26 protein-coding genes are annotated in these 24,199 nt (G+C 45.2%); 12 read left to right on the top strand and 14 right to left on the bottom strand.

Features of this window, described 5'->3' with window-relative positions:
* Nucleotides 1–20: 20 nt before the first annotated feature.
* Nucleotides 21–566: a DUF3617 domain-containing protein gene (locus C8R11_RS07040; protein WP_107795098.1), complete on the bottom strand. Its 546-nt coding sequence runs from the start codon at nucleotides 564–566 to the stop codon at nucleotides 21–23.
* Between the two features lie 89 nt (nucleotides 567–655).
* Between C8R11_RS07040 and C8R11_RS07035 the strand changes: the two genes are divergently transcribed.
* Entirely contained in the window at nucleotides 656–1,099 is a 444-nt protein-coding gene (locus C8R11_RS07035) for a hypothetical protein (protein WP_107795097.1), read from the top strand.
* A 200-nt stretch (nucleotides 1,100–1,299) separates the two neighbouring features.
* Here C8R11_RS07035 and C8R11_RS07030 read toward each other — a convergent pair whose 3' ends face one another.
* The 3 genes from C8R11_RS07030 to C8R11_RS16135 form a co-directional block, all read right to left on the bottom strand.
* Nucleotides 1,300–1,788 carry a hypothetical protein gene (locus C8R11_RS07030; RefSeq protein ID WP_107795096.1) on the bottom strand — a complete coding sequence of 163 codons (489 nt, stop codon included), beginning with the start codon at nucleotides 1,786–1,788 and terminating at the stop codon, nucleotides 1,300–1,302.
* Between the two features lie 69 nt (nucleotides 1,789–1,857).
* Nucleotides 1,858–2,778 carry an alpha/beta fold hydrolase gene (locus C8R11_RS07025; protein WP_146159089.1) on the bottom strand — a complete coding sequence of 307 codons (921 nt, stop codon included), beginning with the start codon at nucleotides 2,776–2,778 and terminating at the stop codon, nucleotides 1,858–1,860.
* 510 nt (nucleotides 2,779–3,288) lie between these two features.
* Complete coding sequence (locus tag C8R11_RS16135; protein ID WP_181258193.1) at nucleotides 3,289–3,453, bottom strand: hypothetical protein; 165 nt, start codon at nucleotides 3,451–3,453, stop codon at nucleotides 3,289–3,291.
* 130 nt (nucleotides 3,454–3,583) lie between these two features.
* Between C8R11_RS16135 and C8R11_RS16415 the strand changes: the two genes are divergently transcribed.
* A complete protein-coding gene (locus tag C8R11_RS16415) occupies nucleotides 3,584–3,757 on the top strand; it encodes a hypothetical protein (RefSeq protein ID WP_219908554.1) in 174 nt (57 codons plus the stop codon).
* Nucleotides 3,758–3,937: 180 nt separating this feature from the next.
* Here the strand turns inward: C8R11_RS16415 and C8R11_RS07010 are convergent, their stop codons facing one another.
* From C8R11_RS07010 to C8R11_RS06980, 7 genes are all read right to left on the bottom strand, one after another.
* Nucleotides 3,938–4,498 (bottom strand): FecR family protein, encoded by a 561-nt coding sequence (locus C8R11_RS07010; RefSeq protein ID WP_107795092.1) that lies wholly within the window; start codon nucleotides 4,496–4,498, stop codon nucleotides 3,938–3,940.
* A gap of 833 nt (nucleotides 4,499–5,331) precedes the next feature.
* Nucleotides 5,332–5,751 carry a hypothetical protein gene (locus C8R11_RS07000; protein WP_107795090.1) on the bottom strand — a complete coding sequence of 140 codons (420 nt, stop codon included), beginning with the start codon at nucleotides 5,749–5,751 and terminating at the stop codon, nucleotides 5,332–5,334.
* A 195-nt stretch (nucleotides 5,752–5,946) separates the two neighbouring features.
* Nucleotides 5,947–7,266, bottom strand: coding sequence for a flavin-containing monooxygenase (locus C8R11_RS06995; RefSeq protein WP_107795089.1), 1,320 nt, complete (start codon nucleotides 7,264–7,266; stop codon nucleotides 5,947–5,949).
* Nucleotides 7,263–7,397: a hypothetical protein gene (locus tag C8R11_RS16940; RefSeq protein ID WP_280523878.1), complete on the bottom strand. Its 135-nt coding sequence runs from the start codon at nucleotides 7,395–7,397 to the stop codon at nucleotides 7,263–7,265. Before C8R11_RS16940 ends, C8R11_RS06995 begins: the two co-directional genes overlap by 4 nt.
* A gap of 44 nt (nucleotides 7,398–7,441) precedes the next feature.
* Nucleotides 7,442–8,797 (bottom strand): glutathione-disulfide reductase, encoded by a 1,356-nt coding sequence (gorA, locus tag C8R11_RS06990; RefSeq protein ID WP_107795088.1) that lies wholly within the window; start codon nucleotides 8,795–8,797, stop codon nucleotides 7,442–7,444.
* A gap of 496 nt (nucleotides 8,798–9,293) precedes the next feature.
* Entirely contained in the window at nucleotides 9,294–10,013 is a 720-nt protein-coding gene (locus tag C8R11_RS06985) for an endonuclease/exonuclease/phosphatase family protein (protein WP_107795087.1), read from the bottom strand.
* A complete protein-coding gene (locus C8R11_RS06980) occupies nucleotides 9,985–12,150 on the bottom strand; it encodes a VTT domain-containing protein (protein ID WP_107795086.1) in 2,166 nt (721 codons plus the stop codon). The genes C8R11_RS06985 and C8R11_RS06980 overlap by 29 nt, the downstream gene beginning before the upstream one ends.
* Before the next feature lie 557 nt (nucleotides 12,151–12,707).
* On the opposite strand from C8R11_RS06980, the gene C8R11_RS06975 reads away from it, so the two are divergent.
* Nucleotides 12,708–13,295 carry an NAD(P)H-dependent oxidoreductase gene (locus tag C8R11_RS06975; RefSeq protein WP_107795174.1) on the top strand — a complete coding sequence of 196 codons (588 nt, stop codon included), beginning with the start codon at nucleotides 12,708–12,710 and terminating at the stop codon, nucleotides 13,293–13,295.
* A 73-nt stretch (nucleotides 13,296–13,368) separates the two neighbouring features.
* A complete protein-coding gene (locus C8R11_RS06970) occupies nucleotides 13,369–14,283 on the top strand; it encodes an ROK family protein (protein ID WP_107795085.1) in 915 nt (304 codons plus the stop codon).
* 20 nt (nucleotides 14,284–14,303) lie between these two features.
* On the opposite strand, the gene C8R11_RS06965 is transcribed toward C8R11_RS06970, so the two are convergent.
* On the bottom strand, nucleotides 14,304–14,972 hold the full coding sequence (locus tag C8R11_RS06965) for a thiopurine S-methyltransferase (protein WP_107795084.1): 669 nt from the start codon (nucleotides 14,970–14,972) through the stop codon (nucleotides 14,304–14,306).
* Between the two features lie 190 nt (nucleotides 14,973–15,162).
* On the opposite strand from C8R11_RS06965, the gene C8R11_RS06960 reads away from it, so the two are divergent.
* On the top strand, nucleotides 15,163–15,948 hold the full coding sequence (locus C8R11_RS06960; protein ID WP_107795083.1) for a hypothetical protein: 786 nt from the start codon (nucleotides 15,163–15,165) through the stop codon (nucleotides 15,946–15,948).
* Nucleotides 15,949–16,198: 250 nt separating this feature from the next.
* Here C8R11_RS06960 and C8R11_RS06955 read toward each other — a convergent pair whose 3' ends face one another.
* Nucleotides 16,199–17,020, bottom strand: coding sequence for a tetratricopeptide repeat protein (locus C8R11_RS06955; protein ID WP_107795082.1), 822 nt, complete (start codon nucleotides 17,018–17,020; stop codon nucleotides 16,199–16,201).
* A 138-nt stretch (nucleotides 17,021–17,158) separates the two neighbouring features.
* Between C8R11_RS06955 and C8R11_RS06950 the strand changes: the two genes are divergently transcribed.
* The 5 genes from C8R11_RS06950 to C8R11_RS06925 all read left to right on the top strand — a co-directional run bounded on the left by C8R11_RS06950 (nucleotide 17,159) and on the right by C8R11_RS06925 (nucleotide 22,255).
* Nucleotides 17,159–17,377, top strand: a complete 219-nt coding sequence (locus tag C8R11_RS06950) for a hypothetical protein (RefSeq protein WP_107795081.1) — start codon at nucleotides 17,159–17,161, stop codon at nucleotides 17,375–17,377.
* 337 nt (nucleotides 17,378–17,714) lie between these two features.
* Nucleotides 17,715–18,956: a serine aminopeptidase domain-containing protein gene (locus C8R11_RS06940; RefSeq protein WP_107795079.1), complete on the top strand. Its 1,242-nt coding sequence runs from the start codon at nucleotides 17,715–17,717 to the stop codon at nucleotides 18,954–18,956.
* Between the two features lie 186 nt (nucleotides 18,957–19,142).
* Nucleotides 19,143–20,369: a bifunctional glutamate N-acetyltransferase/amino-acid acetyltransferase ArgJ gene (gene argJ / locus C8R11_RS06935; RefSeq protein WP_107795078.1), complete on the top strand. Its 1,227-nt coding sequence runs from the start codon at nucleotides 19,143–19,145 to the stop codon at nucleotides 20,367–20,369.
* Nucleotides 20,370–20,418: 49 nt separating this feature from the next.
* Entirely contained in the window at nucleotides 20,419–21,285 is an 867-nt protein-coding gene (locus C8R11_RS06930; protein ID WP_107795077.1) for an ATP-binding protein, read from the top strand.
* The gene (locus C8R11_RS06925) at nucleotides 21,170–22,255 is read left to right on the top strand and encodes a Nudix family hydrolase (protein WP_342352461.1); all 1,086 of its coding nucleotides are present in this window, start codon (nucleotides 21,170–21,172) and stop codon (nucleotides 22,253–22,255) included. Before C8R11_RS06930 ends, C8R11_RS06925 begins: the two co-directional genes overlap by 116 nt.
* A 42-nt stretch (nucleotides 22,256–22,297) precedes the next feature.
* On the opposite strand, the gene C8R11_RS06920 is transcribed toward C8R11_RS06925, so the two are convergent.
* On the bottom strand, nucleotides 22,298–22,489 hold the full coding sequence (locus C8R11_RS06920; protein WP_090696999.1) for a DNA gyrase inhibitor YacG: 192 nt from the start codon (nucleotides 22,487–22,489) through the stop codon (nucleotides 22,298–22,300).
* Nucleotides 22,490–22,704: 215 nt separating this feature from the next.
* Here C8R11_RS06920 and miaA point away from each other — a divergent pair, with 215 nt between their 5' ends.
* Together miaA and C8R11_RS16130 are read left to right on the top strand one after the other, a co-directional pair.
* Nucleotides 22,705–23,676 (top strand): tRNA (adenosine(37)-N6)-dimethylallyltransferase MiaA, encoded by a 972-nt coding sequence (gene miaA / locus C8R11_RS06915; protein WP_244907594.1) that lies wholly within the window; start codon nucleotides 22,705–22,707, stop codon nucleotides 23,674–23,676.
* Between the two features lie 110 nt (nucleotides 23,677–23,786).
* Nucleotides 23,787–23,948 (top strand): hypothetical protein, encoded by a 162-nt coding sequence (locus C8R11_RS16130; protein ID WP_170841559.1) that lies wholly within the window; start codon nucleotides 23,787–23,789, stop codon nucleotides 23,946–23,948.
* Nucleotides 23,949–24,199 lie beyond the last annotated feature (251 nt).

Raw genomic sequence — 24,199 nt, 5'->3', positions numbered from 1 at the left:
GATGGTTCTTCGACAACCTGTCAAGGTGCTGAGGAAACACCCGGCAAAGTGGGTTGAACTATGCTGCAATTTTCACCAATCCACCGCCCCCTTGTTTCGGCTGTTGCATGAACGGGATTACCCATGACTGTACTGTCAAATTCAGTATGTCCGGTAAATTCTTCCGGGCTGATAAAAACACCTTCTGCTGTACCATCCCCCTGAAACTGGGCGTTATTGCAAACCAGATCTACTTGAAAACGGTTTCCGTTTCGCGTTGCATTTTTGACCGTGCAGCCTGACTGGTCGTTATAGAAATAGGTAGGAATTTCCTGTGCCGCCATTGCGGCTGTAATGCAGACTTGCGAAACAGCTGCATTATTCTGGATTTTCGGTATAACCAGTCCGTATTGTTTGGCCAGATCTGTAATCTGCTGCATTTGTGCGGATGGAATATGTGGTACTAGTGCCAATAAATCCGATGTGGTTGATACTTCCCATAATCCTGGCCGGATGTTATTTTGTGCGGCTGAGACAGGTATAATGTGTGATATGAAGCAAATGACTGCGAAGCAGATTTTGAACATGATAAACGAGGCCTTAGAAAGTTGGATGAAACATTATAAGTTTTGCTGAAACAATTTGCAGACAGGAAAATGAAATACAGGATAAAAAAATGAAGCTGAATCTGATAATACTTTTATTGATCGCCTTACTGGGTTGTGAGGCTGTTCCAAAAGATGCAAAACAGACACACATAGATAACAAGCTGGTTGGTGTCTGGGAAGGCGAGTATTTGGAAAAAGACGGTACAACTAAAAAATGGATGCAAACAAGAAAAGAAGATGGTACCTATCGGATAGAGTTTCGTTTGGTGGAGGTGGATGGCACCGTCAATCGCTTTTCCGAACTGGGCCTATGGTGGATTAAAGATGGTTTGTTTCATGAATTAGTGCCGTCATCGATGAAGTACCCTGATAGTTATCAATATCATTTTAAAGATGACAACTGCATTGAATTTTTACTTGTTGACAGCCGGGAGTCAATTGATGATATTGGTAAATATTATTTTGTTGAATGTCGTTCAGATACAATCCCATTAGCAATAGTCATTGATTAACCGTTACATCACCATTCTCAAATACAATGTCGAAATCGGTTAACGCAGTTGTTCAAATACAGCAGGTCGCGAAACAGAAATAGCTTTCAACCGCAAAGAAAAAATTCAATAGTCTGATTAATAAATTTGAAAAAATGGGTGCGTTTAATTCACGTTAACAGGAATTGACGATTGCAGAGCATATGCACTTTAACTGTTTATTAATTCTCTGTGGATGCACATTTCTGCAGATAGTCCCATGCGATCCGGCTCACATATTTATCTCCCTTCATGGATGCAACGCTTATGGTGCTGCTGGTGTTTTTAATTGTTAATACAAACCCGTAGACATATTCAGCTGGAATCATATTTTTGACATCAAGCAGAATTTCCGGACTCTTGTTAACATATTCTCTTATTGCGTCTGGGTTCTGGGGAGAGTTGCTCGAATAAATGTATGGCAGAAACCGTGTGTCATAGGCGTATATCTGGGACGTTTCGATGTCAGGATAAATCCGGAAAATATAATGATATAACTGCATAATCCACCGGACGTCGGCATTCAGTTTGTCGGCAACGCAGTATGCTAACGCAGTATGGCCGCCAGACACCGTTTCTTCATAACGTAACGGCTTATCTTTTGAATTAATCGCTGCACATGCAGCCAGGGATGCCGTGAGTATTGTCACAATAATGAGTCGATTTTTCATAAAAACCTCAATAAATTCAGATTTGGTGGATTAATGATCATCCGTTGCTGCCAGTGATAAATATACTTCTCAAGCGGTGTAAAAATATTTTTGATTCCTGAAAATCCAATCGTCAACCTTTTCACATAGGCGCTCGGGGTGTGTTGTCGGAATCCAGTGCTCTGATTCCAGTTCAAAGAATTCCATCAGAGGAGATGTGCCGAACAAATCTTTTGTTTTGGTGGCATCCGTCATGCTGTTTCCACTGGATTGTATGATCAGGCTTGGGCGTGTTATCGCTGCGATTGGCAGCGGTCGTAAAGTCGCTATGAAGTTGTTGATATATTGTGCTGCTGGTGTCACACCCAGGTCGCGCCAGAGGGATCCGTGATTCGACAGTGCCTGTTCTTTATTTCCGGTCGCGGCTTGATGCACCGGTAAATCAAGGCATTTTAGATCAACCGTATTCAGGTGACGGCGATAAATGCCGAGCCGGTTGAGCAGATTCAATGTTTTTACGATAAACCGAAACAGCGGCGCAAAAGGTTTTATTCGTGCCAGAAAGCCAGTAATCGCTGTTGCATCCATGGGTTCTACAAGTATCAACCCGGCGCACATATTGGGATAGCGCGCAGCAAAGTGCACTGCAATATTGGCACCCAGACAATGCCCCAGAATGATGGCGCGTGCCTGTTGTGAGTGTCGTAACATTTCCGCGATATCCTGAACCCAATGATCAATACCTGCTGCACTGCGCCACATGGACTCACCGTTCCCACGCAAATCGGGACGCAATAATATTCTGTCCTGTATCAATCGCGAATGTTCGACAAAATGCCACCAGCGGGTTGAATTACTGGCGGCGCCATGTAACAGCACGATGGGTATACTCTGTTCCTGTTGAGTTGGCAGCCAGCGCCGGTACATTAGTGTGGCGCCATCATAACTCTGGAAATACCGTTTTTCGTCCATATTATCTGTCTGAAAATGTTGCGTTGATGATAATTTCAACAACCTGCCTGATCAATATTTTTCAACGAAATGAATATTATAAGCACTTGATGATAGAGTTGTTTCAAAATTGTACAATCTTGATCAGTTTTTGCGGTTTGACGTGATTAAGCATGCTTGTGAACACAAGTGTCGTATTTGATAAAAGAGCAAAATTCAATACGTTCACACCTATTTCAGGTAAAAAAGAAGCGATGCAAAAACAGTGGATGAAGGGCGCGTATCATTTATTGATCAATTTAACATGCATACTCAGCAGCACAGCCATAATGACTGAGAATATTCAACCGCATTGCGCCTGCTTGCCGCTTAATATCGACAAGTACGGCAAATAACCGTTTCAGAATCCGCTCGATATACGCGTAGACAACGGAAAAATTGATATTCCTTTGACTGTAGTACAGGGTATGGATTCAAATACCACGGCACTCGGCGGCTGACCGTTAAAACTGCGCACTTGTAACGGTCAGTTGGTGGGGCCGACACTGCGTGCCAGCCAGGGCGATGCCATTAATCTGATGCTGAAAAAACAGGCTGTCCAAAGAAAGAAACACCCGATGAAATCAGGCGTAATTCGAGCAGGAAAATCAGAATGCCTATCTTGATTCCATCTCGACATTTTTCAATAATTTCTGTTATGAAGTGAAGGTGCCTCAGGGCATCCTGTTGGCTCATACTGGTATCATGTGCGCACTTCGACGGCGATTCAGGTAGTGGCCGGTGCCAAACCTTGAGCTGCACCGTCCATATGCAAAAAAACTGATTCATACAAACCCGGCGCATAATCAGCAATTGGACCGGTTTTATGGATGAAGCTGGTACGCAGCAGTCGATGCTGCCACTTGTTTTGTTCCCGCTCTCATCACGGGCTATTTTTAAATCTTTGCGGCATGGATTGCTGGTTTCAGATGCGTTCTGCGATATCTTTGCAAGGCAAAGCGGGTGCGAGACATCAGTATTAACAGGTGTTCAGTTCTGAGCTCAGGCATTATCTGCAGACGCGTCAACAGTATTATCAGTTGGAGAATCGAATTTGCCAATGCGCCGTTTTGGCGGCGATGCCACGAAAAAATGTTGGCGCAAATGCCGGGATGAGTACATTCATTTGAGCATGTCTCTTCGTCGTTGCGGTAATGCAGACAGTTCTTCAACGGCCTTGCTAAGGTGTTATCCGATCAGAATGCCAGGGCGCGACTTCACGCTCGCTGATCATTCTGTGTTTACTGACCTTGTAACCGTCAAAATCAGCCTGTTCAAGTGCGCTGATCAGGTAAACGCCCGAGACAACATGCACCTTGACCTGTCCTTGTGCCACTGAAAGAATGTGATTGCCGTTCTTTTGCATGCGAACGCTGAAACGCGTACCGATATCCTCGATCAGTGTATCGCCCACTTTTATTGTGAGGTGATCGGCCGGATTCTTCTTGATATCGAAGTAGGTATTGCCTCTGAACAGTTCTATGCGCAGCGGTTCGTTGTCTGTTATGGCAAATGAACTGCTACTGTCCAGCGAAATATAAATATCCGGTGTAACCTTGATGTTTAGATATTCGCCTGGCTTTGTTTCATGTAACCGTATACTTTGGGGTTTGGAGAGATGCCATGACATCAATCCCAGAAAAGCGCAGACACTAAACAGAGCGAGGTGTATGAATAAACGGCGCCAGCTGAAAACAAAAGGTTTTTTGGGTGATGGGTCGGAAGGTTTAGGTGCAGACATCTATCGCTGATATAAGAAGAAAGTGAACACTTGAAGGCTTATAACGGGCGCAAACATGCAATCCAGAGATGATGTCATGCATGTTTGCGCACTGACCGGGATGTTTACACAGTTTTTCATAATCAAATATGAAGATTCCTGAGATGGAAGCTTGGAAACTGATAATCACAGGTCATAAAGAACAATATGGCAGTCCACAAGATCAGGATTGCTAATGTGACGCCTGTTGAGGCAATAAGGCCGAGAACAGAAGAAAATTTCCCTTTAAACACTGGCGACCGGTCTTTGTTGCTATTAAGACATATACATAACAGACTTGTACATAATAAACTCGATACCTGATACAGATTCACGTATGCGCCTAAATTACTGATTAGCACTGACATGCTAATCATGATGCCAATTACCGGAAGAAGAAAAGCGCTCTTTTGGATAGTGTTAAGTTCCAAATCCGGTTGAGACGCAGGTTCACTGTCAAGAAGAATAAAAAAAACTGTAAAAAATACTGCCTGTGACAAAAAAAGCCAAATAATTCGTTGCTTAATCAGAACTGATTCACGTTCGACTTTTGAGCAAACGAATTGCGACCATGCATTATCCATTTGATATCTCCGAAGCCATTTAGCATTAAAAATATTATTTGTTGTGCTTGATGTCAGCGTTACTGATAAATTGTCTGACAGTGCTATCAATAAATACATTGACATCAGCGGGTTAAGTTAAATGCGTCTTTACAAAATTAAAAACCCACCGAAGTGGGTTTGTGAATATAACTATTTTTGCTGCTTTTGCCAATGAACCTTTCATGTTACAGACGTATTTTCCGTGCTTATCTACAAGTCAATCTCGTTGCCAGTGTTTTTCGATTTGGCGATTGAGTCGTGATATAACTGTTCTGCAGCCATATGACTGTGATACGCTGCTTTTTTCATATGCGCCTGGGCAGTTTTCTCATATTCCCGTATTTTATAAACAACATGTTTCTTGATATGTTGCCCATTTCTACCCAGAAAACTGCTGCGCGGCTTATTATTGAACGCTTCAATCTGTTCTTGTATTTTTGCCTGCATGCCTTTGGCCAGATCTTCATGGTGATATGCCAAAGCATGATGATCGACATTTTCCTGGTTGCTGTGCAACGTTAAATTTTCTTTTTCATCCTGTTGCGTTGCGAATGCGGTCATCGGTGCAGCGATAATCATGAAAAGAACGACTGATAAGATCGTGAAATAAGTTTTTGTTTCTGTTTTCATGATTGTGATACCTTGAATATTGACTTGTGGACAAGTGTAAATGAGTCAATATCTGAAGTATATTGGGAAAATTATTATTCTTATCTAAGTGAAACCATTAGACGGCAGGTTTGCACAGGAATGTTCGGATAAGTGATTTGAGCCTTGTCAAGCGCAGCAAGCGCCATTTATATGATGCTTCGTTGATTTGTCGTGCTATTGCGAGAATCGCCTGACCCAGTTCTTCAGCAACCGGCGATAGTGCCAGTGTTCCACTTCGAGGTAATGACGGGTGGATGCTTTGTAACGGATACCGCTGCCAAGGTCATGGTGGGGATCTGATTTTTGCTGACGAAGGGCTTCGGCTGAATGATGGCCATCGCGTACGGCTGCTGCGAACTGCGCCGCTGCCAGCATCTGCCAGTGTACTAACCCAAACTGGCCGCTGTCCGGCTGGATCAGTCCCGCGACAAACAGGGAGTCATAATCTGGATGAAACACATTGAGGTACAGTTGCGGTCGCCCTTCCTGCCAGTTCAAATGACGCGTGTCAATAAACGGAAAACGGATCAAATATCCTGTGGCAAAAACAATGATATCCACCTCAATTGAAGACTGATCCACAAAATGCACTGTGTTTCCTTCAAATCGGACGATATCGGGCTTGGGTGTGATGTCTCCCTGGCCGACATAATAGGGCAGCAGCGAATTGATTACGGGATGGGTTTCAAAAAATCGATGATCAGGATGCGGCAGGCCCGTTTGCTCAGGCCGACCAACCAGCAGCCGGTGTATGACAGTCGCTGCGAGCCGGCGAAACCAAAGCGGCAGACCGAACGCCAGCAACTGATCTCCAACCTGATCGGCAGGACGGCCCAGAATATACTTGGGCATATACCAGTAAGCCCTGCGGGTACTGTGCCATGCCTGATTGGAAAATTGTGCAGCCTCCACCGCAATATCACAACCGCTGTTGCCGCCGCCGACAATGAGCGCGCGGCGATCAGTGAAAATATCCGGCGTGCGATATTCGGCAGAATGCAGAATATGTCCTGAAAATTCTCCGGGATATTCGGGATATTCGGGACACCAGTTGTGTCCGTTGGCAATGACCAGCCAATCGAATGACGCTGTGCGGCCATTTTCAAGCGTCACGCCCCACCGGGTGCGTGCATCACCCTCTGTAACCGGTTCGACACGGGCAACACCGGTGGTAAAGTGAATATGTTCCAGTAGATTAAACTGTTCTGCATAAGCCTGCAGATAAGCCAAAATCTGGGAATGGTGCGGATAATCAGGAAAATCCTGCGGCATTGGAAAGTCCGGATACTCCGTCCCTGGTTTTGAAGAAATCGTATGCGTAGACCGGTAAACACGGGAACAAGGCTTCCCGTAATTCCAGTTGCCGCCCAGATCGTCTTCCCGTTCAAACACATGTACTTTAAAGCCATGGGAAAGAAAATGGCGGGTTGCGGCAAGCCCGGAACTGCCGGCACCGATTACTGCAACAGTTTGTTTCATAGGTGTATTGCTCATGCATTACTCCTGTAAAATTTAATAGTAATGGCATGATGCTGAATTTCTAGTACTTCCGCTTGACATGCATCAACAGCGACACTGTTATCCCTGCCAAAAATCGCCATTGTCACCGAGCGTACATTGGACATTTTTATTGCTCTTTAACATCTCTTTTGCTACTCGAAATAAAACGTCAGCGCATGGTCACGAATTCTTCAGCGCTGGTAGGATGAATTGCTACGACTGCATCAAAATCCGCCTTGGTTGCGCCCATTTTGATGGCAACCGAAAAGCCCTGGAGAATCTCGTCCATGGCGTGCCCGATACCGTGGATACCGACCACTTTTTCTTCCCTGCCTGCACACACCAGTTTCATTTTATAAGGCTGGCGGTGACCGGTAATTGCGGTATACATGGCGGTAAAACTTGAAGTGTATACCTTGATATTGTCATTACCATATTGGGTGCAGGCTTCGGCTTCGGTTAGACCCATCGTGCCGATGGTCGGGTGGCTGAAAACGACTGTTGGAATCAGGTTGAAATCCATTTTAGCATTCGACTGGCCATTGAACAGACGTTCAGACAGCAGACGCCCGGTTTTTATGGCAACTGGGGTCAATTCCACGCCGCCAGCCATGCAATCGCCCACGCAGTAGATTCCTTGCGCACGGGTATTTTGTTGTTCGTCGACAATGATATAGCCTTTGTCATCCAATTTCACATCGGTATTTTCAAGACCGATATTGCTTGTCGACGGCGCCCGCCCGATAGCCCATATCAGGGTATCAACGGTATACTGCTCACCGTTTTCCAGATACAGCGTCAGGCTGCCATCGCGCTCTTTTTCTACCGTTTTCGGGATGCTGTGAGAGTGCAATATCGGGCCTGTTGCGGCCATACTTTCTACCAGTGTTTCATATAACATGGGATCAAAATTACGAAGTGGCGCATGCTTGCGAACAAACAGATGTGTTTCACTGCCCAAAGCGTGCAGCACACCAGCCAACTCAACCGCGATATAACCGGCTCCCACCACGGCTACTCTTTCCGGTTGCTGTCGCAGCGCAAAAAAACCGTCGGAATCAATGCCGTGTGATGCGCCGGGGATGTCAGGAATGATCGGTGCGCCACCGGTCGCAATCAGAATATGATCTGCGCTGTACTGTTCGTCATTCACTTCGATGGTGTTGTCATTTACGAAACGGCCAAAGCCGTTGATAAAAGTCACTTTGTTACCCGTAAAACTGTTTGCATAGGCACTCTGAATACGTTCTATATAGGCTTCGCGGTTGCTTACCAAACGATTCCAGTCAAATTTATTAAGGGTTACATCCATACCGTAATCTTTGGCGAATAGATGAATCGCTTCAGAAATATGAGCGCCATACCACATGACTTTTTTAGGTACGCAGCCGACATTCACGCAAGTGCCGCCAATGTGTCTGGCCTCAATCAGTAGGACTTTTGCGCCATGCATCGCTGCTCTGTTTGCTGATGCTATTCCACCGCTGCCTGCGCCAAGGCAGATATAGTCAAATTTTTGAGGCATAGGTAATTTTTATACTAAAAACGGTTATTGAATATTATTGTTTGATTTATCAAAAAAGCAGTTGTACAGATTCCATCAGACACCGGGTGCGGCAATATGTCACATTGTTTTTATTCGTCTTAGGGCAGATAATAGCCTTACTTACTTTGTTGCGGAGAATAATTGCAGTCCAGCTTTATATGATAAAACGGGTAGCATGAATTATACCGGTGTGGGCATTAGATTTTACAATTGTACTGGTTCTGCTGCCAGCTGCACATTCAAAGTGACTGTTTTTTCGGAGCGATAATGTAATCAATTTTAACGCGAATTAGTCCCTCCTCTATCTTCCTTCCTACGGCTCTACCCCGGCTTTGATTTCATGTCAGGCCGGGGTTTTTCTTTCGGTGTGTTTTTCTGTAATTGCTGTTTTGTCGCATCATGCACGGTGCATCCGATAATTATTCACAAGTAGCAGTCCCTGGTAGAGATTATCCGGGTTGAAACTTTTTCAAAATCAGATAATTAATTCTGCCTTCAGGGGCAGGTGGTCGGAAGCTTTTTTTGTGATCCGGGTATTGTAAGGCGTGACTGTGTGCAGACAGGATTTCGGTTCCACCCATATGCGGTCCAGAGCCAGAACAGGAAACCGTGATGGGAAAGTGGGGATTGCGATATTTTTATCAAAATGCTGGTGCAGCCATCGCAGCGGACGACCCCATAAATACCATTCATTCAGATCACCCATGAGTACCGAAATGTCGGTAGTGTTTTGCTCCAGAATTTTCAGCAACTGTTTCACTTGCGTGCGGCGCTCGCTTGGCAGTAATCCTAGATGTGTGGCGATAACCCGAATGGCCTTATTGGCCAGCTTTGCTTTAATACAAATGGCGCCGCGTGGTTCCCGTCCCTGAATGCTGATATCCTCGCGTTGTATTTCTTCGATATCAAGCCTTGTCAGCAGTGCGTTGCCATACTGGGCGGTTTCGCTGAGCATGGTCATGCCCGCGATAGCCTGCAAACCGGTCTGGCGGCTTATTTGTTCAAGCAAATCCAATCCTGCGTCACGCGAGGTCTCCACTTCCTGTAAGGCAATTACATCTGCATCCAGTTGTTTTATGACTTCAATGATGCGTGCTGGTTTAAATTTACCGTCGGTGCCGAAGCAGCGATGAATATTGTAGGTGGCGAGTGTCAGTGAAGTAATTTCAGTCCTCTTCGATAGTACGGATTTCATTTTTTTTTGAGGTTTTGTTGCGATATCCGGCTTTGCCGGCTATCCAGCTCATCAGTATATACGCAGCACCCATGGCAACGGTGACAGCAAACGCCAGCCAAATCAGATTTTCTGTTGCCGGACTATCAATTGCCGCAAGTGCAAGACTGGTGATGACTGAAACCGCAAATAAACCCGGTGCCATACCCAGTATTGTGCCGACAATATAATCACGGAAATGAAAATGCGAGGCGCCTGCGACCAGGTTGATCAGTGTAAACGGCGCCGCCGGTACAATGCGCATTGCCACAATACTGATGATACCCCGTTGTGCAAATTTGTTGCTGATAAGATTGAGCTGGGAGCCGGCCAGTTTGCGAATAGTGTTGCGGTCGAGTTTCTTTCCAATCACATAAACGGTGAACGCACTTAACACGCCGCCCACTATTGAAACGATAAAACCTTGGAGCAATCCCAAGAAAAATACCGCCGGTATAACCAGCAGGGAAATGGGAAACCTTACAAATCCTGCCAGCATGAATCCCATTACAATCCATACCGGTAGTGCAGGTGTTTTGTGAAACTCTGCCAGTGCAGAAGATGCGGATTGTATATGTGCCCAGTCTTGTAACGGTGTCCACTTCCATATAACCACCAGCGCTGCAATTCCAGCAATCATGACCAGCCAGCTGATAATCCTGGATTTAATGGATTTCATCGATTTTTCGGGCAGAATGCGGCTCATAAAAAATTCCGGTTCCAGCGGTTCTTTAGGGTCGGTAATATCTGCGTCGGGAACCATGCGGTCAATCTCCGGTTCTAGGTCAAGCGGTAAAATGCTCAAGTGCCGGTCATCAGTCTGGGTGAGTTTTTCTATGCCCGCGATCAGGGAGTTAGTTTCACGCAGCGTTTTCTGGACATCTTCAGGCGTGCTGGCAAGGTGTTCGGCCAGCAGACGATGGTAAAAGCCGGCTATACTTTGTTGCAGAGCGTCATCGGATGTTGCGTCGATCGCGATATTGCATTCGATATCCAGTCCCATTGATCGATTGTTTAAATTCGCCGAACCGACAGTCACTAATGTATCATCCACGATCATGATCTTGGCATGGACATTGATGGGATTTTCACTGAGACCTGGGCCATCGGGGTAGAACGCTTTCAGGCGTTTATACCGGTCATTTTGTTGTAACTGTTTGATCAACCTGGTGCGCAATACGTCCATTGTGAGCTGTGACATCCAGCCGTCGGTTGCCTTTGGTTGCACAATTACAATTTCCGGTCCTTGCTCCTTTTTAAGGCTGTTTTGAAGCGCCTCGGCAATAGAGGGGACAGTAAAATACTGGTTTTCGATATAAATATAGTGTTTTGCAGATTGAATGGCGTCCAGATAGAATTGCTGTATTTCGCGTACTTCGGTTAACTGTTCGTATGCACAGCGAGTACGTGCCAATCCTACTGCAACATTTTTCATGTCGGCACTCACTTCCGAGGGCCACAGCTCTGATGGCTGCTTGCGGTCAACCGGCTGCAGTGTCTTGGTCGTAGCCACTTGCCAGCGTTCACGAGCCAGTTCTGCCAGTGCGAGTGCAACGTCACCTTCCAGTATCACTTGCACATCGTGAAACGGTCTCGCAATTTTATCGTCAATTCGATCCCGTCTGGGATTGTCGTGAAGATGATCCGAAGTGTCCCAGCGTCCCATTGTGAGATCCAGTCCGCCAATAAACGCAAGAGCGTCGTCGATGATAACCATTTTCTGATGATGTGACGCGCCGCTGGGCAGGTGATCGTCCAGACAAAATTGCACACGGGAATGCGTTTTCCAGTCAAACTGATAGATTGGGAGCCACTCACGGCTCGGCGCATAAAGCATGGCGAAATCCCAGTTCAGAATATAAACATTGAGATGTTGTTTCTGCTGTGCGAGTGCGTTCAGAAATGCGCCCAGTTGGTTTGGGTAGCCGTCATTTTCGTTATTACGCACCATCTCCAACTGACTGTTAATGTCCCAGCCCAGAATATATATCGCATGCTGCGCATTTTTCATCGCTTCGCGCAATGCCGCAAAATAATCAGCGCCGTCGATCAGAAAGCTAACACGATCGGCGTTTTCGATGCGCCAGCAATTTTTATCTGTTTGTAATAAAGATGACATGATTTATGTATGCGTATTTTTTGTAAAAATTCATATCAGATGCGCTTGACAGTCTGACATATAGAGGCCTGCTTCCTGGCGACGCTGGTTTTGCAAAAGGTTCTTGTGTCAATGAGAAAACGCAGATGATTGAGTTGATTATTAAGCTTCTGATTCTTTATACCATCTATTCTGCTGCATATGCACATTATTTTAAGTGACAATCAGTCGCTTTTGCTTCGTTTAACTTTCTGATGATAAGGCTTTGAGCATAACAAGATGGCATGAGAGCGGGGCTGCTGATTATAAGCAAGTTTTAACCGGCTGTTAAAAGCTATCTGCGTTATCGCTGCAATGTTAAAACATCCTCAAGATGCGGATTTATTATGCATAAAAGTCGCTTTTTATCCTATTTTGACTTGCATTGGCTACCTTGAAAAAATTTTCAATGGCCTGTTAGCATGAACCATGGCTGTACTATTCCAGAACGGCCCATCAACAACCTGATATGCTGTTAGCTGAGCGGGATTATAATGATGTCGGTTGAAAATTTGAATAAACAAGGTGGAGAGAGTGCTATGGCAAAAAGAATAACTGTTATTCAAGGGCACCCCGATGGGCATGCGCGTCATTTTTGTCATGTACTGGCTGAGGAATATATGAAGGGTGCGAAAAATGAACGGCACGAGGTATGCAGTATTGATGTGGCGGGAATAGACTTTCCGTTGCTGCGAACAAAGGAAGATTTTGAAAATGCAACGCCAATCAATACGATCAGGCAAGCGCAGGATGCAATCAGTTGGGCAAACCATCTGGTCATTATTTATCCGCTATGGCTTGGCACCATGCCAGCTTTGCTGAAAGCATTTTTTGAACAAACCTTGCGACCCGGCTTTGCCTTCGAATATAGTGATTCCGGTCAGATGCCAAAAAAACGACTTACAGGCAGATCGGCGCGAATTATTGTTTGTATGGGCATGCCTGCATTCATTTATCAGTGGATCTACTTTGCGCATGGCCTCAAGAATTTAGAGCGCAATATTCTTGCACTCTCCGGTATCGGGCCAATCAAATCTACCCTGATTGGTTCCATAGAAAATATGAGCGAAGGCCGACGGGTAAGGTGGTTAACGAAAATACGAAAGTTTGGGGAATGTGGAAACTGATGATTAATGGTTAGCCTGATGAATGGATCGTTGTTGGAAGGATTTTTTAAACACAAATGCTGAGTACAGAAAGATGCGCATTGGTATTGATCTGGGTGGGACCAAAACGGAAGGCGTAGTGCTGGATAGCGATGGTAAAGTGCTGCTGAGAAAGCGCGTGGCAACACAACAGTCTGCAGGCTATCGCGCCATTATGAATACAATTGCGCAATTGGTCAGAGATCTTGAGGCTGAGGCTGGCGCGGAATGTTCTATCGGAATCGGCACGCCTGGCGCTGTTTCGACGATAACAGGTACCATGAAGAATTCCAATACCGCCTGTCTGAACGGACAGCCATTGCAGCAAGATTTGCAGGCCTTGCTGGATCGGCCGCTGCGTATTGCTAACGATGCCAATTGTTTTGCTTTAAGTGAATCGCTGGATGGTGCTGGAAAAGGATACGGTGTAGTGTTTGGCGTAATTATGGGCACCGGCGTGGGTGGTGGTGTGGTGTTCAATGGACAATTGCATCAGGGATGTCAGCATATCAGTGGTGAATGGGGTCATAATATTCTGGAATTAGACGGGCCTGATTGTTATTGTGGTCAAAAAGGATGTGTCGAAACACTGATCTCCGGCCCCGGGTTGGCGGCCGATTTTCATCTTCACGGTGGCGACGATATATTGGTGGCCAGCGAAGTAGTGGCACTGGCAACGCAAGGTGATGTTTTGGCAGAGGCCGTCATGCAACGTTTTTTTTGCCGGTTTGGCAGGGCGCTGGCGATGGTGGTGAATATACTCGATCCGGATGTCATTGTGCTGGGTGGCGGCTTGTCAAATGTAGACAGACTTTATTCCGAAGGACGTGAATGTGTGGCGCATTATGTCTTTAATGATGAATTTATTACGCCTGTATTGAAAAATGTGCATGGCGACAGTTCGGGCGTACGTGGTGCAGCACAATTGTGGCATTGTGACGAAATTTGGCAGAAAAACAACAAGATTTAAAGTGGGAAAACATAAGAGCATTATTGATTTGGACGATGCAGAGTCAATAAAAAAATGCTTTCTTGCAGTCGGCTAAGTCCACGTTGTTGAAAACGGGGATTTTCATCAAGTATGTCAATTTCTGCTAACAGGCGTATTTTGGCATAATTTTGATAAAGTGCGATAACTTCATCGCGGGATACCGCAAAGGGCGGGCCTTGCATTTCTGACTGGGGATAATCAAAGCTGATGAGTAGAATTTTTGTTGCGGGCGATAGAATATGCAGCATATGATTTACATAGTGCCTGCGTGTCTCCGGTGGAAGCGCAACCAGTGATGCCCGGTCATACACAGCACTGATTTTTTTTAAGTCACACTTGCCCAGGTTAAAAAAATCACCGTGGAGAATCTGGATAGCATCGGCTGCGTAATAATCAAATTTCTCTCCTGAATCATGATTTGCAGACAGTTTATTTTCCTCAAAAAAAGCTTTGATCGCCAGCGTGCTTAATTCAATGCCCAGAACGGAATACCCCTCATTGCGCAACCATATCATGTCGCGTGTTTTGCCACAAAGTGGAACAAATACCTGACTGCCAAGCGGTAGTTGCAGCATTTCCCAATATTGAACTAAATATGGATTGAACACGTGCTGGTGAAAACCAGTTTCGTCACGTTTCCATCTGTCCAGCCAGTATTCTTTTGTCATTTTAAAACCGAGTTGTCGTGTTTCATTACGTCCTCATTCCTGAAAAATGGAAAGAAAAGGATGTCCAAGTACAGCAAGTTGTTAAAGCGCAAATATCCGTTGTCGTTATAGTAGGGGTTTTTCAAACGACAGGAATGAATTAATAATTCTGATTTGTACATTCTATAATACAGGAGGCTATGAGGTAATAATGGAAGCGACAATAGCTATGGAAAAACGAACTTCTTCAATCAAGTCCAAATTTAAAGCGGCGGGGATTCATTTGGCTGTCAGCGGTGTAATTTTTCTGCTTCTTGCCTATTTTATTATTTTTGAGTGGTATCCGCTTCCCTATTTTACTGCAGACGGCGGCTGGCAGGGTATCCGGATAGTTGCTTTGATTGATCTGGTTCTGGGGCCGCTGATGACCCTGATCATTTTTAATCCAAAGAAATCCGGGCGCGAAATCCGCTTTGATTTGGGAATCATCGCGCTTGTGCAGACAAGCGTTCTGGTCTGGGGTGTTTATACCGTTTATAACGAACGACCTGTTGCCATTGTTCACTGGGATGGCGAATTTTTCAGCATGCCGTCAAAAAATTATCAAGCGCAGCAGATATCTCTCGATCAGTTGACGCAATTCAGTGCCGAGAAGCCCGCATTAATTCATGCTTATCGCCCTCTTGAGATTGAAAAGATACATGAGGTATTGACATTGTCGACTGAAAAACAGCTGGCACCGTTTGAACAATTTCAACTTTATCGTCCTTTAAAGGAAAATTGGAATGAGATATCGGCCGCGCAATTAAGTATTGATGAAATTATTTCGCATAATGCCGACATGAAGAAGGAACTGGAGGTTTTTCTGGACGAGTTCGGTAGTCAAAAAAATGACTATATTTATATGCCCCTTAACGCCCGTTACCATAATGTTATTCTAATCTTCTCGAAGGATGGTGACGTCAGAGGCACGCTAAATGCGCCATACAAGAACTAAATCAGCTTGATTGCTCAAAGATTGTTGAATAGCTGTCTGCGTTGCGCCGTTGCAGTATTAAAAATACTCTTCTATTATGCGTAGAATCCGCTTTGCATCGGTTGCTTCGAAAACGTTCTGCAACGATCTGCCAAACTACACTGCCAGATGCAGTGGAAGGGAACGGAGCTTTTTTAATTTTTGACAAGAATGTTAAGCACAGATATTAATGCTATGATCGTACTAACGTAAGTAATATAAATATCAGTTTTTAGTTTATTGCAGTATGTCCGTTAATTTCATTTTCTCGATTGTGCAGCCATTCGCGTGCTTTTTTTTGTGCCCTGAGAAGCTGTTCATTGGATAACTTTCGAGTGACATTTTCTCGCGCAAGAATTGCTTTATCAATACCTGCTGCAGCTGCAAGGTTTAACCATTTGTAGCTTTTCTCCAGATCGACAGAAAAAGCCAAGCCGTCCAGGTAGAGTATACCCAATTCATATTGCGCCAATGCATAATCTTGTTCCGCTGATAACTTGAGCCATTTGGCGGCTTCTTCAAAATCTTGAAGTGTGTGGCGTCCGGTCAAATAGAGTAGTCCGAGCTGATACTGTGCATCTGCATGACCATTCAATGCTCTGTCATGATAAAGTTGTATAAGCATTTGGCGGTTTTCACTGGATCCGGTTAATGGATCCGGGTTTAATTGATGGATATGTTGGTTAGGTGGCGGATTGTGATCGGAAACTGCTGCATTTTTATCTTCAGCTTGTTGCTTGCTGTGATCAGGCTGTATTGAGCCAGGTTGCTTGTGATTTGCCAGAAAATGAGGGAGCTCTGCAAAATCGTTAGCGGATGAAGCGGTATTTATTTCAGTGCTTTCCAAAAGCCGGTCAATTAAGAAAGGTGCAATAATCATCAACAAAACAGCGGCAACAGTATAAAAAAATTTGGAATTGAGAATCCATTGACGCCCGCCGCATACGCGACAGCGTATGGGTCTTAGGAAAAATTTTTTCAATTTGTTTTCATGCGGACGCACGCGGGACTTTCTAAAACTGTCGCTGCCGCAATTCGTGCATTTTGTATTCATGATAATTTTTATTCTATTTTTTAAGATATTACCAGATTTTTTTTAATTGATCTGAATTTAGGTTGTTTATATTGACAACTCACTTGTCACCTTAATTAATGACAAGTGAGTTGTTGTTTTGTTGTTGAGTGTGTGTGAATGACAGAAACCAATGAAAAGGAGCTGTACCAGATTATCTGGTTGATACGCAGGCTTTTTCGTGCTTTGGCACAGCAATCAAGTGAGAATCTTGAGGATTATGGAATTTCTGTTGCGGATAGGGCGGTAATGGAATTTCTTTATTCTCAAAAAAACTGTCGGTTCCTGCAATTGCCGAGCAGTACAAGGTATCCAGGCAGTATGTACAGACTACCTTAATTCGTTGCTTTCTCAAGGATTAGTTGACGCGCAGGGCAATCCGCGTCACAAACGCTCTCCACATATAATGCTCAGTGTACGGGGACGTGCGTTATTTGACACAGTTTTGCAAAAAGATGAAGAAACAATCAAACAACTATTTTCCCATCTAGCAATAAACGATGTGCAAATTACGCTAAAAACACTACAGTTGTTACTAGATAAACTTGATTGAGGTACCAGTCATGCCTAATAATCGTTTGAAACATTTTCTTTTTGTGACTTGTCTGTTTTCAGTGACTTCAATTGCCGCATTATGGTCCTGGAATACCCTGTCGGAACTCTTTGATTGGAAGATATGACAACACCCTATTGTAAATTCAAGATTGCTGATTTTAAGTTTATCCTGCCGCTGCTGATCCTGTTGTCTGGTTGTATGCATCAGCAATATGTCAGTGAACCTTATCCGCGCTGGGGAGAAGAATACAGTATCCCCAGGTCTGGTGATAATCCGCCGTTGATTTTGCGGGTATTGTCGCCATTGGAAACGACCTCGCCGGTAGCTTGTATATTGCTCGTTCACGGGATGAATGAATATATCGGACGTTACGGCGATGTAGCGCGGCATTTCTCCAATCAATTTCTTGTCGCCGGTTTCGATTATTATGCACACGGTTTGTCTAATCCGGTGTTACAACAGGCAGAAAAAGCGCTTAATCCGGGTGTGGACAGACAAGATGTCAGCCAGGCTTACTTAGCGCAAGTGCCACTCTACGATCTGGAACTTATGCGCCGGGACCTCGATTACGCGCTTAAAAAAACGATACAGATCTGTGACGCGCAGGTTGGATCAAAAAAACCGGTATTTCTAATCTCGCATAGCTTGGGATCTCTTATAACCGCTTCTTATTTGTTGCAGATGCAAGATAAGGAAGAAGAAAGTTTGATCAGGCGCGTACAGGGCGTTATATTACAAGCTCCGGGTTTTGCGGTTAGCGAACCGCCGGGTTGGCGTGGCTGGTTGGCAGGACCACTGATCAAGCTGTCTTTTCATGCTGAAACACATTTTCTGAATCCTCAAAATGATTCCCTGCCATTATTAGTCTTCAATCAGATGCTTTCCCTGGTGACCGTACCGGTACTGGATGGATTATTCGAAGTGTTTTCCTGGCCGGGATTGCGGTATTTTTTTACCCCAACCACCCCTGAATGGGTTGTCGATTATCTGACAGATAGTGAGAAGGAAAGATCGCGCTTGCAAACTGATGGCTGGATTATCCGCCGCAGTTTATTGCGTTATATAAAAGGTATTGAAAGTGAAATTGTGCAATTTCGTCGTCATATGGATGATTTCGCCACACCTTATTATTTGATTTATTCGGCCCATGACCCCATCACCGCCGCATGGGGCAGCGAAGATTTTGTCAACGCTACACTGAATAATCATCAGGACAATGCATATCTGGCGTTGCCGGAGCTGCGTTACCATCAGCATTTGTTTTTAACAAAACCGCGCAGAAATGCCATTATAAAGAATATTGAGCAATGGCTGGACCGACGACTTGCCGCAATGAAACATGCAGAAACAGAAATGCAGTGAGGCCATTTCTGTTTGCAGGGTGTAAGTAGCTGATCTGAGAAAGCAGAAGCAAGCCTAAAATATTATTACTTTTTTCTAAATCCTGGATAAAGATACGGTAGCATAGTATATTTTATCTGACTGACTGACTGACTGACTGACTGACTGACTGACTGACTGACTGACTGACTGACTGACTGAATAACTATGCCCGTTAATATACCCACTTTATCTGCCGAACATCTGTTGCCGGTACCGGGCGTATCGCTCGGTATTGCTGAGGCCGGCATAAAAAAAAGCAATCGCAAGGATTTGTTGGTGATGACGCTGAGTAAGGATGCGCATGTCGCTGGTGTTTTTACACAAAACCGTTTTTGCGCTGCGCCGGTTGTGGTGGCGAAGGAACATCTGGCAAAATCTTCTGTGCATGCATTGATGGTAAATACTGGCAATGCAAATGCAGGTACCGGAGAAATTGGCTTGCAGCATACCGGTGCGACTTGTATGGCTCTGGCGGACTTGTTGGGCTGTGAACCCTGTCAGGTATTGCCGTTTTCCACAGGTGTCATCATGGAACCTTTACCGGTTGATAGATTGATTAAAGGATTGCCGGCAGCGCTGGTGGATCTTAAACCGGATAATTGGTTTGCTGCGGCGCAGGCGATTATGACGACCGATATCGTGCCAAAAGGTGTATCCAAGCAAATTGAATTGAATGGTGCAACCATCACGATTACCGGTATCGCTAAAGGTTCGGGAATGATTCGTCCGAATATGGCAACCATGCTTGGCTTTATCGCAACAGATGCAAAAATCAATCAAGCCATGTTGCAGCGGATGGCGCGAAATGTGGCAGATCAATCATTCAACTGCATCACCGTCGATGGTGATACTTCAACCAATGATGCGTTCGTATTGATGGCGACGGGCTGTGCAGATCACGCTGAAATCTGTGATCAGGAGAGCGTGGCGTTTAAGCAGTTACAGGCAACGGTGACCGCGGTTGCTGCAACGTTGGCGCAGATGATTGTGCGTGACGGTGAGGGCGCAACCAAATTCATTACCGTACAGGTGGATGATGGACAGCATGTGAATGAATGTAAACAAGTGGCTTATGCTGTTGCGCATTCGCCGCTGATTAAAACCGCCTTTTTTGCGTCTGACCCGAATCTCGGCAGAATTCTTGCGGCAATTGGTTATGCGGGTATTGATGATCTGGATGTTACTCGCATACAACTTTATCTCGGTGATGTCCTGGTGGCTGAAAATGGTGGTCGTGCGCTTGCGTATCGGGAGGAGGACGGTCAGCAGGTGATGAATCAATCTGAAATTGTCGTGCGAATCGTGTTGAATCGTGGTGCTGCATCGGCTACCGTATGGACCTGTGATTTTTCTTACGACTATGTGAAGATAAACGCAGATTATAGAAGTTGATCTGTTTGGTTCAGATGTGGTGGCGTCTGAATTGTCTCTAAGTATAACTATGGATAAGCTAGAAAAACTGTGTGATCGTGCGGACAGGCTTCTGGACCGTCTGGAGAATTTTCTGCCGGCTGAACAACCCGAGCCGGATTGGCAAACCGGAGTCGCGTTTCATTGGCGCAGACAAGGTAACACGAGTTTTTTTCAACCAATTTTGCATCCGCACCAGATCAACCTTGATGCGTTACATGGTATTGATGGGCAGAAGCAGCGGATTGATCAGAATACCCGTCAGTTCGTGCAGGGTTTTTCCGCGAATAATGTGCTGTTGACCGGTGCGCGTGGAACGGGTAAATCATCGTTGATCAAAGCACTGCTGAATCAGTACGCGAACGATGGGCTGCGCCTGATCGAGGTGGAAAAGCAACATTTGGTGGATTTGCATGATATCGTGGCGGTCATACGTCGACGATCGGAGCGTTTTATTTTATTTTGCGATGATTTGTCTTTCGAAACGGATGAGCCGGGCTATAAGGCGCTCAAGGTCGTGCTGGATGGTTCCGTTGCCACCGTTTCAGATAATGTATTGATTTATGCGACGTCCAATCGACGGCATCTGGTGCCGGAGTATATGCGTGATAATCTCGATACCCGTCATTTGGGGGAAGAAGTGCATCCGAGTGAAACGATAGAAGAGAAGATTGCTTTGTCGGAACGCTTTGGCCTGTGGATTTCTTTTTATCCGTTTGATCAGGCGCAATACCTGAATATTGTGAGCCATTGGCTGACTGATTTTGGTATTGCTGAAATGGATGCGAAGACGCGACTGGAAGCACTGCAGTGGGCGCTGGCTCGCGGCTCGCGCAGTGGCCGGGTGGCATGGCAGTTTGCACGTGATTGCGCAGGCCGGCGGCAATGCGTCAACTAATGGTTTGGGCATGACCGCGACTGATGCGTCAACGGTGGTGGCGGTTGCTGCTGCTGTGATTACTCAACCTGATGGCAATTTTTTACTGACATGCCGTCCTGCAGGCAAGCCCTATGCCGGTTATTGGGAGTTTCCAGGTGGTAAAGTGGAAGCTGAAGAAACCCCATTACAGGCCCTGGGCAGAGAGTTGCAGGAAGAACTCGGCATACAGATTCAAAAAGCGGACCCGTGGATAACACGCATATTTAATTATAGTCATGCAACCGTGTGCTTGCATTTTTTTCGCATTACACAGTGGTACGGAAAACCCTGGGGGCGCGAAGGCCAACAATTGTCCTGGCAGTCGTCAGTTAATATAACGGTCTCGCCTATTCTGCCGGCAAACGCACCAGTTTTTCGTGCGTTGTCGCTGCCATCGGTTTATGCGATTACACATGCATCACAACAGGGTGTTGAGGCTTCGTTACAGCAGATCGAACAGGCCTTTCGGAACGGATTGCGCCTGATCCAGGTTCGGGAAAAAGAAATGGATGAAAAGGCGCTGCGGTTGTTTTCAGAAAAAGTCGTCTGGCTCGCACATGATTTTGATGCTCGGGTTTTGCTGAACAGCAATATGGTATTGTCCCGTCAATTAGGTGCTGATGGTGTGCACTTGACTGGGCCGCAACTAATGACTTTGCCTGAGCGCCCTGATCAGGAATACGGTTGGTGCGGCGCTTCCTGTCATAATGTGGAGGAGCTTTATCAGGCTGAAAAGCTGGGCCTGGATTTTGTGGTACTGGGCCCTGTATTGCCGACTTTGAGTCATCCCGGAATAAAACCGCTAGGATGGCAGAAGTTCGCGGCTTTGATTCGTCATTATCCGTTGCCGGTATATGCGCTGGGTGGTTTGAAACTGGATGATCTGGTGGTCGCCCAGGAGCTGGGTGCGCATGGTGTCGCCATGATGCGGGGCATAGATGGAATATAGATTTATTGAAACACAGACTGGTTTTGTAGTGTTGTGTGTTTTCTATTTATCGTTGGACTGCTGCTCGTTATCTTCTGCAGTTTTTTTTGTTTCCGGAATACGGTAGGATTCCTGCGCCCATTGAGCAAGATCCATTGTTTTACAGCGTTCAGAGCAGAAAGGGCGAAATAAATTGCTTTGATGCCATACAACTGATTTTCCGCATTGAGGGCAGTTTACGGTACGTTGTTTCATGCTTTCGTGAGTCAATTGTTTTGTGGAGTATTCGAATCAATGAGATAAATAAACGTTTTGTCGTCACGTTTAAACTAAAACAGCAAAGTCTATAATCAGGGTCAATAATCTTATCATTATGTTACATGTTTGCAAAAAAAACAGACGATAATTTGTTGGATGCTGCTGCAAAGCAGAATGCGCAAGGCAATCACCTGCCTCCTGCTATTTTTATCATGGGGCCAACGGCCAGTGGGAAAAGCCAGATTGCTTTGGAAATTGCCGAACAATTTCCTGTCGAAATTGTCAGTGTTGATTCTGCGCAGGTTTATCGTTTTATGGATATCGGTACAGCCAAACCGGATCAGGCAACAGTAGCCAGAATACCGCACCACCTTATTAACCTGATTGATCCAGCAGAGAATTATTCCGCAGCACAGTTTTGCAGAGATGCTCTGGATGTTATGCGTGACATTACCCAGCGCGGCAGAATACCGCTATTGGTGGGTGGTACCATGCTTTATTTTCAGGCGCTGCTGGACGGGCTTTCTGTGTTGCCGGCAGCAGATGGCCAATTGCGCACAGTGATTGAAAGCGATGCGAAAAAATTGGGGTGGCCAGCCATGCACGAAAAATTGCGCGAAGTGGATGCTGAAAGCGCTGCCCGAATCAAGCCCACAGACAGCCAGCGTATTCAGCGTGCCTTGGAAGTCTGCATGTTAACATCCCGCCCCATGTCTGAAATACTCAGGGCGCCACGAAAAATTGATTTGCCATACCGAACAATCAAACTGGTTCTGAAGCCATCAGACCGCAGCCGATTGCATCAGCGTATTGCAATACGTTTTGAAAACATGCTGCGGCAGGGGCTGGTAGATGAGGTGTCATTGATACGCAAGAAGTTTGCTGTAGGACCCGAGATGCCGTCAATGCGCTGTGTCGGTTATCGGCAGGCCTGGCTTTATCTGGAAAAAGAAATCAATTTGCAAGAATTGTCTGACATGGGCGTTGCAGCAACACGGCAACTTGCCAAGCGACAACTGACCTGGTTACGCAGTATAATGCGTAAATATGAAGTCGTTGAATTCGATTGTTTGGGAAGTGATTTGTCCGACCGAGTATGTTCTTTCTTGCTTACTGTAGATATAGGCACAAAAGTCAAGAATGAAATGAGAATACCAACAGATTTCAATGCCGGATGTTCTTGATGACTGTCAATATGGTGTATTCATTTTTTTGAAACACTGTACATTGACTGTTAATCCGGTTTCTAATTAACATTTTTGTATATTTAAACAACATATCACTAGGAGATAGTATGAAATATTCATTATTAGTAGTTTTTTTTGCTGTGTTTGTTTTGAGTGCATGCAGTGAACCCAGAAGAACGCCTGATGGGCACCTGATGGATAAACCCACACCATCAGCTTACGATGCAGCTGATTTTGATACCAGTCCAAGAGATGCAGAAGAAGAATAAAATTAAAGGTAGTGGGAATGATTGAAAAGTGAACTGTAATGTTTTCTTTTATCATGAATTCTGAATACCTGAGTTATAAATTTATTGCAATTCAAGCATTGACAGGTTGCTGAGATTTGTTGGAAACGAAGCAGTGATGGCAAAAAGTGGATTTAGATGGGTAAATGCGTATTTGAGCCAATTTTAAGTACTTAAACTGCAAACGTAATTAAATTTCAGCACCTGCTATTGAGTTTTTTGCATGTAGATTG

Origin of the sequence: Nitrosomonas aestuarii (assembly GCF_003046585.1) — a bacterium.
Classification (GTDB): domain Bacteria; phylum Pseudomonadota; class Gammaproteobacteria; order Burkholderiales; family Nitrosomonadaceae; genus Nitrosomonas; species Nitrosomonas aestuarii.
This window is presented reverse-complemented; position numbering and strand designations above follow the sequence as displayed.

Coding starts and splice junctions, on each gene's coding strand:
- C8R11_RS06965 (WP_107795084.1), bottom strand. CDS start 14,972: ATGACAAAAGAATACTGGCTGGACAGATGGAAACGTGACGAAACTGGT.
- gorA (WP_107795088.1), bottom strand. CDS start 8,797: ATGCCTCAAAAATTTGACTATATCTGCCTTGGCGCAGGCAGCGGTGGA.
- C8R11_RS07010 (WP_107795092.1), bottom strand. CDS start 4,498: ATGTCTGCACCTAAACCTTCCGACCCATCACCCAAAAAACCTTTTGTT.
- C8R11_RS06950 (WP_107795081.1), top strand. CDS start 17,159: ATGACAGAAACCAATGAAAAGGAGCTGTACCAGATTATCTGGTTGATA.
- miaA (WP_244907594.1), top strand. CDS start 22,705: ATGGGGCCAACGGCCAGTGGGAAAAGCCAGATTGCTTTGGAAATTGCC.
- C8R11_RS16940 (WP_280523878.1), bottom strand. CDS start 7,397: ATGTCCAATGTACGCTCGGTGACAATGGCGATTTTTGGCAGGGATAAC.
- C8R11_RS06970 (WP_107795085.1), top strand. CDS start 13,369: ATGCGCATTGGTATTGATCTGGGTGGGACCAAAACGGAAGGCGTAGTG.
- C8R11_RS07030 (WP_107795096.1), bottom strand. CDS start 1,788: ATGAAAAATCGACTCATTATTGTGACAATACTCACGGCATCCCTGGCT.
- C8R11_RS16135 (WP_181258193.1), bottom strand. CDS start 3,453: ATGAGCCAACAGGATGCCCTGAGGCACCTTCACTTCATAACAGAAATT.
- C8R11_RS06985 (WP_107795087.1), bottom strand. CDS start 10,013: ATGAAATCCGTACTATCGAAGAGGACTGAAATTACTTCACTGACACTC.
- C8R11_RS06975 (WP_107795174.1), top strand. CDS start 12,708: ATGGCAAAAAGAATAACTGTTATTCAAGGGCACCCCGATGGGCATGCG.
- C8R11_RS06930 (WP_107795077.1), top strand. CDS start 20,419: ATGGATAAGCTAGAAAAACTGTGTGATCGTGCGGACAGGCTTCTGGAC.
- C8R11_RS06980 (WP_107795086.1), bottom strand. CDS start 12,150: ATGTCATCTTTATTACAAACAGATAAAAATTGCTGGCGCATCGAAAAC.
- C8R11_RS06995 (WP_107795089.1), bottom strand. CDS start 7,266: ATGAGCAATACACCTATGAAACAAACTGTTGCAGTAATCGGTGCCGGC.
- C8R11_RS07000 (WP_107795090.1), bottom strand. CDS start 5,751: ATGAAAACAGAAACAAAAACTTATTTCACGATCTTATCAGTCGTTCTT.
- C8R11_RS06925 (WP_342352461.1), top strand. CDS start 21,170: ATGCGAAGACGCGACTGGAAGCACTGCAGTGGGCGCTGGCTCGCGGCT.
- C8R11_RS16130 (WP_170841559.1), top strand. CDS start 23,787: ATGAAATATTCATTATTAGTAGTTTTTTTTGCTGTGTTTGTTTTGAGT.
- C8R11_RS06955 (WP_107795082.1), bottom strand. CDS start 17,020: ATGAATACAAAATGCACGAATTGCGGCAGCGACAGTTTTAGAAAGTCC.
- C8R11_RS07040 (WP_107795098.1), bottom strand. CDS start 566: ATGTTCAAAATCTGCTTCGCAGTCATTTGCTTCATATCACACATTATA.
- C8R11_RS16415 (WP_219908554.1), top strand. CDS start 3,584: ATGGATGAAGCTGGTACGCAGCAGTCGATGCTGCCACTTGTTTTGTTC.
- C8R11_RS06960 (WP_107795083.1), top strand. CDS start 15,163: ATGGAAGCGACAATAGCTATGGAAAAACGAACTTCTTCAATCAAGTCC.
- argJ (WP_107795078.1), top strand. CDS start 19,143: ATGCCCGTTAATATACCCACTTTATCTGCCGAACATCTGTTGCCGGTA.
- C8R11_RS06920 (WP_090696999.1), bottom strand. CDS start 22,489: ATGAAACAACGTACCGTAAACTGCCCTCAATGCGGAAAATCAGTTGTA.
- C8R11_RS06940 (WP_107795079.1), top strand. CDS start 17,715: ATGACAACACCCTATTGTAAATTCAAGATTGCTGATTTTAAGTTTATC.
- C8R11_RS07035 (WP_107795097.1), top strand. CDS start 656: ATGAAGCTGAATCTGATAATACTTTTATTGATCGCCTTACTGGGTTGT.